The sequence below is a fragment of the Serratia sp. SM04 genome (assembly GCF_040280225.1).
In the GTDB taxonomy this organism is placed as follows: Bacteria; Pseudomonadota; Gammaproteobacteria; order Enterobacterales; family Enterobacteriaceae; genus Serratia; species Serratia sarumanii.
In genome coordinates this window covers 106,370-119,931 of the sequence record NZ_JBEOQT010000008.1, presented here as the reverse complement: position 1 = coordinate 119,931, position 13,562 = coordinate 106,370, and the positions used below count along the sequence as shown (strand labels likewise).

Genomic DNA, 13,562 nt, shown 5'->3' with positions numbered 1-13,562 from the left:
TACGCTTTTAGCCCGGAGAGTCAAGCGTTTATTTCGCTGTCTTCTCGCTGACCCGGCGGCTTGTCAGTCGTTGTTCCCGGTCAGTGGAGGCGCATTATAGGGAGTTCTCGGCAGGCCGCAACCCCTATTTTCAATATTTTTTCCGACCGTTGAATGTTTAACCAAAACACCGTTAAAGCGGCAGTTTTTTCAACGATTTAAAGCCGTAGCTCTGCAAAACGGGCAATAAAGCGTCAGTATCTTCATTCAACGCCATGCAATAGGCCAGATTCTCTTCCTGGCTCGAGACCAGATTTTCCTGCGTCGAGATGAGCCAGGCGGTACGACGGGCAATCGCCGCGCCGGAATCCACCAGCCGGGTGCCTTCCGGCAACACTTGCATCAGCTCTTCAGCTAATAGAGGGAAATGGGTGCAGCCCAGCACGACGGTATCCGGCGGCTCGCGCATGCTCAGCCACGGATGCAGGATCTTCTTCAGTACCGGCAACGGCACGGCTTCGCCGTGCAGCTTGGCCTCCGCCAACTCCACCAGCTCTGAAGAGCCCAGCAGTTCAATCTTGCAGTCGGTAGCGAAACGGGAAATCAGTTCGTGGGTGTAGCTGCGCTGTACGGTGCCGCGGGTCGCCAACAGGCCGACGATGCCGTTAACGGTAAGACGGGCGGCAGGCTTGATGGCGGGCACCACGCCCACGACCGGGAAGCTGAAACGCTCGCGCAGGGCCGGCAAGGAAACGGTGCTGGCGGTGTTGCAGGCAATGACGACAATCGCCAGAGGATGCCGCTGCTGCACTGCGCCGACAATCTCCAACACGCGCTCAACGATAAACCCTTCGGACTTCTCGCCGTAGGGGAACGCCACGTTGTCGAAAGCGTATATATAGTGGAGATCCGGCAGCAACTGCCGAATCTCCTGATATACCGACAGCCCGCCGACGCCGGAATCGAAAACCAGCACCGTCGGGCGAGGTGTGGCGGTGCTGTTAGAAGGTATAGCTTCCAGTGAGGTAGTATTCTCTTCCTGGAGTAGCGTAGCCATAGGCCGTCTCATAATCTTTATCAAACAGGTTGGCAATTCTACCACGAACTGTCAGATGAGATGTGACCGGATACGAAACTGCGAGATCCCACAGGCTCACGCCGCCGAGTTTCACGCTCTGCTCCGGATAGGTACTGTAGTCCTTGTCATAACGTTGACCCAAATATTGATAAGTCACCGCCCAGTCAAAGTCATACAGCTGCCAGTCCAGCTCATATTTCACCTGCTGTTTGGCGCGGCGCAGCAGCACTTCGTGAGTTTTTGCGTTGCGCGGATCGACATAATCGTAACCAATCTGGTGCGTCAGCGGGCCGGTATCAAACGAGGCCGTAGCTTCAATCCCTTTGATGGTCGCCTTACCCACGTTGTAGTAGACGTAGTTGGTTTCCCCCGTCGAATCGATCAAATTGTCGATGTCGTTGCGATAACCGGAGATGCGCCAGGTCACCGGCCCGGTCAGCCCTTCAAAACCGCCTTCCCACTGCTTGCTTTCTTCCGGCTTCAGATCGGTGTTATTGCCAAAGTTGCCGTATAGCTGGCCCATATTGGGTGCTTTGAACGCCGTGCCATACGACGCGATAAAACGGTATCCCTCGACGAACTCCCAGGCCGCGCTGGTTTGCCAGGTGCCGTGCCAGCCAAACTCGGAATGATCGTCACCCCGAACCGCGCCTTCCAGCGTCACCGGGCCAACCAGTTGCTGCGCGGTCAGATAGATGCCTGCATCACGTTGGCTTTTTTCACCCTTTACGGTGGTGGAGTCCGGTTTGATTTTCTGTTGCTGCCAGTCGACGCCAGAGCTTACGGTACCCTGTCCAACCTGCAGCGTATTGCCCCACTGCAGGTTGTACTGTTCGGAATCCACCAGGCTGGCCGAGCTGTCATGCATACCGCGGCGAGGATCGTAATCGTAATCCTTGCTATGGCTGTAGCTGCCGGTCAATTGTGTTGCGTAAATGCCTTCTTTATAACGCAATCCGGTATCCCAGGTTTGGCTGTACAGCTTGCGAGTATCTAGCAGAGAGCTGGCCGGAGAGGAATAGTAACTATCGTACGCCGTGCGGTTGTCGTAGCCATACCCACGTACAAAACCGCTGACCGATTCGCTGAACTGATGCTCAAGCGCACCATACAGTGATTTACTCATAAAACCATCGCGATCCTGCTGGCTTTGCATACCGGTACTACCATAGGCCACCACGTCATACCCTTTGGTATAGGTGTAGTCGCCCGCCACCGTCGCCACGGTGCTGTCGCCCAGCTGCTGTTGGGTCGACGCGTCATAGGATTGATAGCCGTTGGAGCCGAGGCCGGCGGAAAGCGTCGTGCCGTTCTTTTCGCGGGTGGTAATGATGTTGACCACGCCGCCGATGGCGTCGGAGCCGTACACCGCCGAACGCGGGCCGCGGATGTATTCGACTTTCTGCACCAGCGAAATTGGGATTTGGCTAAGATCGGAAGAACCGCTGACGCCCGCTTGGTTAAGGCGAATGCCGTCAATTAGCACCAGCACGTGGCTGGAGTTGGTGCCGCGAATAAACAGCGAGCTCTTTTGCCCCAGCCCGCCGTTCTGGCCAACATCTACGCCCGGCAGGCGGCGCATCACGTCGGTCAGGCTCTTGGCCTGCCAGCGATCGATATCGTTGCGGGTGACGATGGAAGTCGGCGCCAGCACGGAAGAAACCGGCTGCGGGAAGCGGTTGGCGGTCACCACCAGGTTATCGCCATTCGTGGTTGAGGTGTTGTCTTGCGCCCATCCAGAAAAAGCCGTGACGGAGGAAACCACCGCCAGCAGCGTATTTTTTGTAATTGTCATGAGAAAAGCATCCAAACTTAATTGGCGGATGCCGCAGGATCATGGCCGGTAGTTCGCGACGGCCACGGACATTGCGACGTAACACCGGCAGGTCTTCGGGCTTGGGATTTGCAGGCCGCGGGGCGCGACCGGCAACGGGCGATGACTTCCCATCCTGCAATGGACAGTGTCTGCGTCGAAACGCTATCGCCGTGACTTCCCCTTACCGCTGCGCGTCAGCTCCGGATTCACACCGGATTCCCTTTTCACTCGCTGCTTGAGGCCGGACGGCAATGCTACGATCAATGAAAATAGATGTCTAGACTGCTACTAATGTTACAAATAATAAACGCGACAAAACTGGACTTCACGGGCTGATTCCCTACAATCCCCGCTGATCAAATTTGCCTGACGAGAAGACACACATGACGCCCGAGAATTTGCCTATTGAACGTTACGATGACCAACTGGCGGAGAAAGTCGCCCGCCTGAAGACGTTGATGTCACCGTTCGCGGCGCCCGAGCCGGAAGTGTTCCGCTCGCCAGTCGATCACTACCGCATGCGCGCCGAATTCCGCATCTGGCACGACGCGGACGACATGTACCACATCATGTTCGATCAGCAGACCAAGCAGCGTATTCGCGTCGATCGTTTCCCGGCCGCCAGCGAACTGATCAACCGCCTGATGAGCGCCCTGATCGCCGCGCTGAAACCGGAACCGATCCTGCGCCACAAGCTGTTCCAGATCGATTATCTGTCGACGCAAAGCGGCAAAATCATCGCCTCGCTGCTGTACCACCGCAAGCTGGATGACGTTTGGCAACGGCGCGCCGAGCAGCTGCGTGACGATCTGCGCGCGCAGGGTTTCGACCTGCAGCTGATCGGCCGGGCGTCGAAGACCAAAATCATGCTCGACCAGGATTATGTTGACGAAGTACTGCCGGTCGCCGGCCGCGACATGATCTACCGCCAGGTGGAAAACAGCTTTACTCAGCCCAACGCGGCCATGAACGTGCAGATGCTGGAATGGGCGCTAGCGGTGACCGCCGGTTCCAAAGGCGATTTGCTGGAGCTGTATTGCGGCAACGGCAACTTCTCGCTGGCGCTGGCGCGCAATTTCGAGCGCGTGCTGGCGACCGAGATCGCCAAACCGTCGGTGGCGGCGGCGCAATACAACATCGCTGCCAACCATACCGACAATGTGCAGATCATTCGCATGGCGGCGGAAGACTTCACTCAGGCGATGAACGGGGTGCGCGAATTCAACCGATTGAAAGGCATCGATCTGAGCGGCTACAACTGCGAGACGATTTTCGTCGATCCGCCGCGCAGCGGGCTGGACGAGGAAACGGTGAAGATGGTGCAGGCCTACCCGCGCATTCTCTATATCTCATGCAATCCGGAAACGCTGTGCGCCAACCTGGAAACGCTGCAGGCCACGCACCGGGTCAGCCGCCTGGCGCTGTTCGATCAGTTCCCGTATACCCATCACATGGAATGCGGCGTGCTGCTGGAAAAGCACCGCTGATACGACAGGGGCGCCATCATGGCGCCCCGTTTCATTACGACTCTTGGGTCGGCGCATCCGGCGCCTTGCGCGCCTTCAGTTTCATCCCGATCCACAGCACCAGCGCCACGCAGATCACCGACGGCAGGAAGTTGGAGCCGATCTGCGGATATTCGGCGCGCACGATGGCGCTGTACAGCAGCAGCCCCAGCAGGAAACAGGCCGCCGCCAGCTTCGGCATGCCGTCCGGCATGGCGCGGTTCAGGTAACGCTGATGCAGGCAGTACACCGCCAGCACCAACGCGATCAGCGGGAAGATCGAAAACGGCACCACCGAGCTGAACAGCGCGGCAAACGAACCGTTGATCGAAAGGCCGGCAATCAACGCCAGCAGTAAGGTGCCATTTTCACGGCCTGGTTTTTCCATCATTTTTTACCTTTTTTATACGTGGGACACAGAAGCTTTTTCTTGTTCGCGACGATACCAGTAATACGCCCCTTTGGAGATCATCCGCAGCTGCAGCACCAGCCGCTCTTCCAGCTGCTGCCGCTGCTCGACGTCGATATCCAGCGCTTCCGCGCCGGCGCTGAACACGATGGTGACCATCGCTTCCGCCTGCGCTTCGGTAAAGCTGCGCGGCATGTGGTTTTCCAACTCGAGGTAGTCCGCCAGTTCGGCGATGAAATGCTGGATCTCGCGCGCCACCGCCGCACGGAATGCCGCCGACGTGCCGGAACGCTCTCGCAGCAGCAGGCGGAAGGCGTTCGGGTTGTTGCCGATAAATTCCATAAAGGTGGACACCGAGGTGCGGATCACGCTGCCGCCCTTGGCGATGCGTTGGCGCGCCTGGCGCATCAACTGACGCAGCATCAGGCCGCTTTCGTCCACCATGGTCAGCCCCAGCTCATCCACATCGCGGAAATGGCGGTAAAACGACGTGGGCGCGATGCCCGCCTCGCGTGAAACTTCCCGCAGGCTCAGGCTGGCGAAGCTGCGTTCGGCGCTCAGCTGGCTGAATGCGGCTTCGATCAGGGAACGACGAGTCCGTTCTTTTTGTTGTGCTCTGACGCCCATATGCATATCCGGATAGGTTCCATTCTCTCAGTCTAACGCCCTAGACTCGGCAATATAGCAAATTTTATTGCAACAGCATTTATACTAACGCGCTCTATCACACTTCCGCCCTGAGCCGATTGTGCTTTGCCTCAAAAAGCCTAATGGTGATTGGGTGAGCAGCGCTATGATGTTAAGATACCGTTGTAATCTTGTATAAAAAACAGGTCTCTCCTACATGCAACAGCACTATCAATTTGATGCCATTGTGATTGGCTCGGGCCCTGGTGGTGAAGGTGCCGCCATGGGGCTGGTGAAACAGGGCGCCCGCGTGGCCGTTATCGAACGGTACAACAACGTAGGCGGCGGATGTACCCACTGGGGCACCATCCCTTCCAAAGCCCTCCGCCACGCCGTCAGCCGCATTATCGAATTCAACCAGAACCCACTTTACAACAACTCGCGCACGCTCAGCGCGACCTTCCCTGACATTTTACGCCACGCCGATAACGTCATCAGCCAGCAGACCCGCATGCGCCAAGGGTTCTATGAGCGGAACCAGTGCAAACTGTTCGCCGGCGACGCGCGCTTCATCGACGCCAACACCGTCAGCGTCAGCTATATGGACGGCACCCAGGACACCATCCGCGCCGACCACATCGTGATCGCCTGCGGCTCGCGCCCTTATCACCCGGCCAGCGTCGATTTCAATCACCCGCGCATCTATGACAGCGACTCCATTCTCGAGCTGAGCCATGAACCGCGCCACGTGATCATTTACGGCGCCGGGGTGATCGGCTGCGAATACGCGTCTATCTTCCGCGGTCTGAACGTCAAGGTCGATCTGATCAACACCCGCGATCGCCTGCTGGCATTCCTCGATCAGGAGATGTCGGATTCGCTCTCTTACCACTTCTGGAACAACGGCGTGGTGATCCGCCACAACGAGGAGTTCGAGAAGATTGAAGGCACCGAAGACGGCGTGATCGTGCACCTGAAGTCCGGCAAGAAGGTGAAAGCGGACTGCCTGCTGTACGCCAACGGCCGTACCGGCAACACAGATTCGCTGGGGTTGGAAAACGTCGGCCTGGAATCGGACAGCCGCGGGCTACTGAAGGTGAACAGCATGTACCAAACCGCGCTGTCGCACATCTATGCGGTCGGTGACGTGATCGGCTATCCGAGCCTGGCTTCCGCCGCCTACGATCAGGGCCGCATCGCCGCGCAGGCGATCGCTTCCGGCGAAGCCAGCGGTCACCTAATCGAAGATATCCCGACCGGCATCTACACCATTCCGGAAATCAGCTCCGTCGGCAAAACCGAGCAGGAACTGACGGCGATGAAGGTGCCGTATGAAGTGGGCCGCGCCCAGTTCAAGCATCTGGCGCGCGCGCAGATCGCCGGGATGAACGTAGGCAGCCTGAAGATCCTGTTCCATCGCGACACCCTGCAGATCCTCGGGATCCACTGCTTCGGCGAGCGTGCGGCGGAGATCATCCACATCGGTCAGGCGATCATGGAACAGAAAGGTGAAGGCAATACTATCGAGTATTTCGTTAATACGACCTTCAACTATCCGACCATGGCCGAAGCCTACCGGGTGGCGGCGCTTAACGGCTTAAACCGCCTGTTTTAACGCGTTGTCGATGTAGCCCTGCATGTGCTCGCGGATCGCTTCGGCCAACTGCTCATAACGGCTGCGCAGTGGGGAACCGGGGCGATACACCAACGCGATGGTGCGCTTCGGTTCCGGCTTGTAGCAATCCAGATAGCAGACGCCGTCGCGTTCGCGCTGCGGCGGCACCGCCAGTGACGGCAGCAGGGTAATGCCGCTGCCGGCCGCGACCATATTGCGCAGCGTTTCCAGACTGGTGGCGCGGAAGTGGGTATCTTCGTCCGCGCCCGCCTGGAAGCAGAAGCCCATCGCCTGATCGCGCAGGCAGTGGCCATCCTCCAGCATCAGCAGCTTCTCTCCCGCCAAATCCGGCATCGCCACGCGCTCGCGCTGCGCCCACGGGTGATCGGAATACACCGCCAGCTTCATCGGTTCATCGAACAGAGGCACTTCGATAAACGCCTCGGTTTCCTTCACCAATGCCAGAATGGCGCAGTCCAATTTGCCGCTGTCGAGTTGCGCCAGCAGTTGCTGGGTTTGCGCTTCGTGCAGGTACATTTCCAGTTTCGGGAAGGTTTTGTGCAGCGTCGGGATGATCTGCGGCAGCAGATAAGGCCCCACGGTCGGGATCAGGCCGATGTGCAGCGGCCCGGACATGGCTTCGCCCTGCTGGCTGGCCATCTCCTTCAATACTTTCACTTCGCGCAGCACGGTACGCGCCTGCTCCACCAGCAGCAGACCCGCCTGGGTGAACAGCACCTTGCGGCTGGTGCGCTCGAGCAGCATGACGCCCAACTCGTCTTCCAGCTTGCGGATCTGCCCGCTCAGCGTGGGTTGGCTTACATGGCATGAATCGGCCGCGCGGCGGAAGTGCCGGTGCTCGGCCAAGGCGACCAGATACTCTAAATCACGAATATTCATTGTTTCCCTCCATTCCATGATAGCTCATGGCGATAGATAAGATAGCAATGAGCGATTAGATCTATCAACCCCCAGCGACAATAATGTGTCCCAACGAAGCGATATCGCGCTAAATGCTAAAAATTAATTTTGCTAATTAAGGGGTTAATCAATGTTTACCAGTCAAGAAGGCAAGAAAGTTCCTCAGGTTACTTTCCACACCCGTCAGGGCGACCAATGGATTGATGTGACCACTGATGACCTGTTCAAAAACAAAACCGTTATCGTGTTCTCGCTGCCGGGCGCATTTACGCCAACCTGTTCTTCGAGCCATCTGCCGCGCTACAACGAACTGTCCAGCGTATTCAAGCAGCACGGCGTCGACGGCATTCTGTGCGTCTCGGTGAACGATACCTTCGTGATGAACGCCTGGAAAGCCGATCAACATGCGGAAAACATCACCTTCGTGCCGGACGGCAACGGTGAATTCACCAAAGGCATGAACATGCTGGTCGAGAAAGCGGATCTGGGCTTTGGCCCGCGTTCATGGCGCTACTCGATGCTGGTGCGCGACGGCGTGGTCGAGAAAATGTTCGTCGAACCGAACAAGCCGGGCGACCCGTTTGAAGTGTCCGACGCCGACACCATGCTGAAATACCTGGCGCCGGAATTCAAAGTGCAGGAGTCGGTCTCCCTGTTCACCAAGCCGGGCTGCCCATTCTGCGCCAAAGCCAAGCAAATGCTGCAAGAGCGCGGCATTCAGTATGAAGAGATCGTACTGGGCAAAGACGCCACCACCGTCAGCCTGCGCGCCGTCAGCGGCCGCGCCACGGTGCCGCAAGTGTTCATCGGCGGCCGTCACATCGGCGGCAGCGACGATCTGGAAACTTTCCTGTCAGCTTAATAAGTAATAACAAAGCCAACGTGAACTTTGGCGGGCTACGGCCCGCCCTTTTTTTACCTTTCAGGAGCGGATATGAAACTGTTGAACGTTGATGTTGCGGTCATCGGCGGCGGCACCGCAGGGCTCGGCGCCTATCGCGCGGCCAAACTGTCTACCCCCAGCGTGGTGATGATCGAAGGCGGGCCTTACGGCACCACCTGTGCGCGCGTTGGCTGCATGCCATCCAAGTTGCTGATCGCCGCTGCCGAAGCGGTACATCAAATCGAACGCGCGCCGGGCTTTGGCGTGCACCCAACCGGTAAAACCCGCATCGACGGGCGCGAAGTGATGGCGCGCGTCAAACGCGAACGCGATCGCTTCGTCGGCTTCGTGCTGGAAGGCGTGGACGAGATCCCGGCCGGCGACAAAATTCAGGGCTATGCCCGCTTTATCGACGACAACACGCTGCAGGTCGACGAGCATACGCGCATCGTGGCGCAGCGCATCGTGATCGCCACCGGTTCCCGCCCCAGCTGGCCGGCGCCGTGGAACGAACTGGGCGATCGTCTGATCGTCAACGACGATCTGTTCAACTGGGATGATTTGCCGCAGTCCGTAGCGGTATTCGGCCCCGGCGTCATCGGGCTCGAGCTGGGGCAAGCGCTGCACCGCCTCGGTGTCGACACCAAGGTCTTCGGCATCGGCGGCGCCGTCGGGCCGCTGACCGACAGCGCCGTGCGCGACTACGCCGCCAACGCGCTGGGGGAAGAGTTCTATCTCGACGCCGACGTGAAGGTAGAGATGATGCAGCGCGAAGGCGACCGCGTATTTATCCGCTATCGGGATCTGCAGGGCCAACCACAGGAGATCCTGGTGGACTACGTGCTGGCCGCCACCGGCCGCCGCCCCAACGTCGATCGGCTGGGCCTCGAAAACACCGGCTTACAGCTCGACGCCCGAGGCGTGCCGTTGGCCGACCGCCTGACGATGCAAACCAGCGTGCCGCATATTTTCATCGCCGGCGACGCCAGCAACCAGCTGCCGCTGCTGCATGAGGCCAGCGATCAGGCGCGCATCGCCGGCGCCAACGCCGGCAGCTTCCCGGAGATCAATCCGGGCCTGCGCCGCAGCGCGATTTCAGTGGTGTTCTCCGATCCGCAGATCGCCATGGTCGGCTCGACCTTCCGCGAGCTGAGCGAGAAGTTCAGCGCCTGCGGTTGCTTTGAAGTGGGCAAGGTCTCGTTTGAGAATCAGGGCCGCTCGCGGGTGATGCTGCGCAACAAAGGCATTCTGCACGTCTACGGCGAGCAAGGCACCGGCCGTTTCCTCGGCGCGGAAATGATCGCCCCGGACGCCGAACACATCGCGCACCTGTTGGCCTGGGCGCATCAGCAACAGATGACCGTCGATCAGATGCTGGACATGCCGTTCTATCACCCGGTGATCGAGGAAGGCTTGCGCACCGCGCTGCGTGACCTGCAGGCGAAGCTCAAACTCGGCACGGCCGAAATCGAGCGCTGCCAGCGCTGCCCGGGCGAATAACCTCTCATTCTCCGTTCATCCCCACCGGGCCTTCAGGCCCGGTTTTTTTGCGCAGCACTTTCCACATTTTCCTCCCTCCTCTTGCCTCACGGCCCTTCTGCGTTCATTTTTTATGCTTCGACATTGAAGTGATACCAATAACGATACTAGAATAAAGCAGGCAGCCAGAATGGAGGAAGAACATGGAAAAGCATGAACACTATACCTATCGCATCACCTGGTCAGCGGAAGATCGTGAATATGTCGGGCTGTGCGCCGAATTCCCCTCGTTGTCCTGGCTGGCGGCCACGCGTACCGGCGCGCTGGAGGGTATCGAAAAAGTGGTGAGCGAAACGATCGACGATATGTTGGCGCAAGGTGAAACGCCGCCGCAGGCGCTGGCGGAAAAGAACTTCAGCGGAAAACTGGTGTTGCGCATGACGCCGGAACAGCATCGGCGGCTGGCGATCGGCGCGATGGAGGAAGGCGTGAGCCTGAACCGTTATCTGTGCGCACGCCTGGCGGGATAGAGGTTCAAGGGCGGCACCGGGCCGCCCTTATCGTCGTCAAGCCAAACGCTGTTTCGCTGCGGCGATTGCCGCGGCCACCTGCTGCGGCGCGACGCCGCCTTTGGCCGCACGCTTGTCCAGGCAGGATTGCAAGGCCAGGATCGGGTAAACGTCGTCGCCGATCGTTGCGCTGAACTGCTGCAAGTCCGCCAGCGGCAGCGCTTCCAGCGGTTTGCCCTGGCGAATCGCTTCTACCACCGCCTCGCCGACGATATGGTGCGCCTCGCGGAACGGCACGCCCTTGGCGACCAGGTAATCCGCCAGTTCGGTGGCGTTGGCATAGCCCTGCTCCGCCGCTTCCTGGCAGCGCGGGCGCTTCACCTGAATGCCGTCCAGCACCAGCGCCGCCATCTGCAGGCAGTCCATCCAGGTGTCGAGCGCGTCGAACAGCCCTTCTTTATCTTCCTGCATGTCTTTGTTGTACGCCAGCGGCAGGCCTTTCAGCGTCATCATCATGCCGGTCAGCGCGCCCTGCACGCGGCCGCACTTGCCGCGGATCAGCTCCAGCGCGTCCGGGTTTTTCTTCTGCGGCATCAGCGAAGAGCCGGAGGTCACGCGGTCGGACAGCTCGACAAATGCCGCTTCACCGCTGTTGAAGAAGATCAGGTCTTCGGCGAAGCGCGACAGGTGCACCATGCTGATGGCGGCGTTGGACAGCAGCTCCAGCACGTGATCGCGATCGGATACGCTGTCCAGGCTGTTGCGGGTCGCCGAGGCGAAGCCCAGCCAGCCGGCCAACTGCTCGCGATCGATAGGATAAGCGGTGCCGGCCAGCGCGCCGCTGCCCAGCGGGCTGACGTCCAGCCGTTTCAGGGTATCCTGCAGGCGGCTCTCATCGCGCGCCAGCATCTCGACATAGGCCAGGCACCAGTGCGCGAAAGTCACCGGCTGCGCGCGTTGCAGGTGGGTATACCCCGGCATCACCGCATCCTGGTTGGCTTCGGCGGTCTCCACCAGCGCCTGCTGCAGCTGGACGATCGCCTGATGCAGATCGCCGACTTGCTGTTTGCACCACAGCTTCAGATCGGTCGCGACCTGATCGTTGCGGCTGCGGCCGGTGTGCAGCTTCTTGCCCAAATCGCCGACCTTCTCGATCAGCTTCTGCTCCACCCAGCTGTGGATGTCTTCGGCATCGCTTTGGACGATCGCCAAAGGATCGGCCTGAACTTCCGTCAGTAGCGCATTCAGCGCCTGCTCCAGCTGCTGTTGCTCCGTTGCCGTCAACACGTTAACGGTCACCAGCGCCTTCGACCAGGCCACCGAGCCCACGATATCCTGCTCCGCCAGGCGATAATCGAACCGCAGCGAATCGTTGAGTTGCTTGAACCGCTGATCCGCCGCCTGAGTGAACCGTCCGCCCCAAAGTGCCATATCTTACTCCTGAATTTTTATGCGAAAGGGCGCAGCATGCTGCGCCCTTGCAGAGTCACGCCAATCGATTATTTATTCTTTTTCTCGTTCAACGCGCGGATGCGTGAAGACAGAGAGAACAGGCGGATAAAGCCGCCCGCGTGGCTGTGATCGTAAACTTCGTCTTCACCGAAGGTGGCGAACTCTTCGGAGTACAGGCTGTTGGCGGATTTTTTCTGGATCGCCGTCACCTGGCCTTTGTACAGCTGCAGCACCACTTCACCGTTCACCTCTTCAGCCAATGCTTCGGCAGAGGCCTGCAGCGAGCGGCGCAGCGGCGCGAACCAGCGGCCGTCGTACACCACATAAGACATCTCCAGGCCCAGCTGCTCGCGCCATTTGAAGCTGTCGCGGTCCAGCACCAGCTGCTCGACGGCGCGCAGCGCCGCCACCATGATGGTGCCCCCCGGGGTTTCATAGCAGCCGCGGGATTTGATGCCCACAAGGCGGTTTTCCACGATGTCGATACGGCCGACGCCGTGTTTGGCGCCCAGCGCGTTCAGGGTTTCCAGGCACTGGTACGGCGACAGCGCTTTACCGTTAACCGCCACAACGCGGCCTTTCTCAACGGTCACGGTCACCTGCTCAGGCTGGTCCGGCGCTTCCTGCGGATCGACGGTCCACACCCAGCAATCTTTGTTCGGCGCATTCCACGGGCTTTCCAGCACGCCGCCTTCGGTGGAGATGTGCCAGGCGTTTTCATCGCGGCTGTAGATCTTCTCCAGCGACGCGGTGGTCGGGATGTTGCGCTCTTTCAGGTAATCCAGCAGCGCTTCACGGGAACGCAGATTCCACTCACGCCACGGCGCCACCACTTTCAGCTGCGGTGCCAGCGCGGTGTAGGTGGTCTCAAAACGCACCTGATCGTTGCCTTTGCCGGTCGCACCGTGGCACAGCGCGTCGGCCCCCACTTTCAACGCCAGCTCGACCTGCGCCTTGGCGATGATCGGCCGCGCCATCGAGGTGCCCAGCAGGTAGCTGCCCTCGTACAGGGCGCCGGTCTGCAGCACCGGATAAACGTAATCGCGGATAAATTCTTCACGCAGATCGACCACGTGACATTCAGAGGCACCGGACTGCAGGGCTTTTTGCTCCACGCCTTCCAGATCGCTGCGCTCCTGACCGATGTCCGCCACGAACGCCACCACTTCACAGCCGCCGTAGTTCTCTTTCAGCCATGGAATGATGGCCGAGGTATCCAGGCCGCCGGAGTACGCCAGAACGATTTTTTTGATGCCTTGGTTTTGCATGATCTATTCCTTTCTAATTCT

12 protein-coding genes and 1 riboswitch are annotated in these 13,562 nt (G+C 59.3%); of the genes, 5 read left to right on the top strand and 7 right to left on the bottom strand.

All coding sequences use genetic code 11. From position 1 onward, the window contains the following. Window positions 1–172: 172 nt before the first annotated feature. Both murI and btuB read right to left on the bottom strand, forming a co-directional pair. A complete protein-coding gene (gene murI, locus ABTW55_RS13250) occupies window positions 173–1,036 on the bottom strand; it encodes a glutamate racemase (RefSeq protein WP_047570068.1) in 864 nt (287 codons plus the stop codon). Continuing rightward, complete coding sequence (gene btuB, locus ABTW55_RS13245; protein ID WP_060423757.1) at window positions 981–2,852, bottom strand: TonB-dependent vitamin B12 receptor BtuB; 1,872 nt, start codon at window positions 2,850–2,852, stop codon at window positions 981–983. The genes murI and btuB overlap by 56 nt, the downstream gene beginning before the upstream one ends. A 68-nt stretch (window positions 2,853–2,920) precedes the next feature. Then, window positions 2,921–3,134, bottom strand: a riboswitch (cobalamin riboswitch). 122 nt (window positions 3,135–3,256) lie between these two features. On the opposite strand from btuB, the gene trmA reads away from it, so the two are divergent. Beyond that, entirely contained in the window at window positions 3,257–4,360 is a 1,104-nt protein-coding gene (gene trmA / locus ABTW55_RS13240; RefSeq protein WP_060423755.1) for a tRNA (uridine(54)-C5)-methyltransferase TrmA, read from the top strand. Between the two features lie 34 nt (window positions 4,361–4,394). On the opposite strand, the gene ABTW55_RS13235 is transcribed toward trmA, so the two are convergent. Both ABTW55_RS13235 and fabR read right to left on the bottom strand, forming a co-directional pair. Further along, window positions 4,395–4,766 (bottom strand): YijD family membrane protein, encoded by a 372-nt coding sequence (locus ABTW55_RS13235; RefSeq protein ID WP_025304650.1) that lies wholly within the window; start codon window positions 4,764–4,766, stop codon window positions 4,395–4,397. A 15-nt stretch (window positions 4,767–4,781) separates the two neighbouring features. Next, the gene (fabR, locus tag ABTW55_RS13230; protein WP_004931044.1) at window positions 4,782–5,414 is read right to left on the bottom strand and encodes an HTH-type transcriptional repressor FabR; all 633 of its coding nucleotides are present in this window, start codon (window positions 5,412–5,414) and stop codon (window positions 4,782–4,784) included. A gap of 217 nt (window positions 5,415–5,631) precedes the next feature. Here fabR and sthA point away from each other — a divergent pair, with 217 nt between their 5' ends. After that, window positions 5,632–7,029 carry a Si-specific NAD(P)(+) transhydrogenase gene (sthA, locus tag ABTW55_RS13225; RefSeq protein ID WP_004931047.1) on the top strand — a complete coding sequence of 466 codons (1,398 nt, stop codon included), beginning with the start codon at window positions 5,632–5,634 and terminating at the stop codon, window positions 7,027–7,029. Here sthA and oxyR read toward each other — a convergent pair. After that, the gene (gene oxyR, locus ABTW55_RS13220; protein ID WP_033636422.1) at window positions 7,012–7,929 is read right to left on the bottom strand and encodes a DNA-binding transcriptional regulator OxyR; all 918 of its coding nucleotides are present in this window, start codon (window positions 7,927–7,929) and stop codon (window positions 7,012–7,014) included. The genes sthA and oxyR overlap by 18 nt on opposite strands. Window positions 7,930–8,080: 151 nt before the next feature. Here oxyR and ABTW55_RS13215 point away from each other — a divergent pair, with 151 nt between their 5' ends. From ABTW55_RS13215 to ABTW55_RS13205, 3 genes are all read left to right on the top strand, one after another. Next, window positions 8,081–8,812, top strand: a complete 732-nt coding sequence (locus ABTW55_RS13215; RefSeq protein WP_019452251.1) for a glutathione peroxidase — start codon at window positions 8,081–8,083, stop codon at window positions 8,810–8,812. A gap of 72 nt (window positions 8,813–8,884) precedes the next feature. Beyond that, window positions 8,885–10,333: a dihydrolipoyl dehydrogenase gene (locus ABTW55_RS13210; protein ID WP_060423752.1), complete on the top strand. Its 1,449-nt coding sequence runs from the start codon at window positions 8,885–8,887 to the stop codon at window positions 10,331–10,333. A gap of 182 nt (window positions 10,334–10,515) precedes the next feature. Continuing rightward, window positions 10,516–10,842: a type II toxin-antitoxin system HicB family antitoxin gene (locus ABTW55_RS13205; protein WP_033649898.1), complete on the top strand. Its 327-nt coding sequence runs from the start codon at window positions 10,516–10,518 to the stop codon at window positions 10,840–10,842. Window positions 10,843–10,878: 36 nt separating this feature from the next. Here ABTW55_RS13205 and argH read toward each other — a convergent pair whose 3' ends face one another. Both argH and ABTW55_RS13195 read right to left on the bottom strand, forming a co-directional pair. Then, a complete protein-coding gene (argH, locus tag ABTW55_RS13200; protein ID WP_033636426.1) occupies window positions 10,879–12,252 on the bottom strand; it encodes an argininosuccinate lyase in 1,374 nt (457 codons plus the stop codon). Window positions 12,253–12,320: 68 nt separating this feature from the next. Beyond that, a complete protein-coding gene (locus tag ABTW55_RS13195) occupies window positions 12,321–13,541 on the bottom strand; it encodes an argininosuccinate synthase (RefSeq protein ID WP_033649897.1) in 1,221 nt (406 codons plus the stop codon). Window positions 13,542–13,562: the final 21 nt, after the last annotated feature.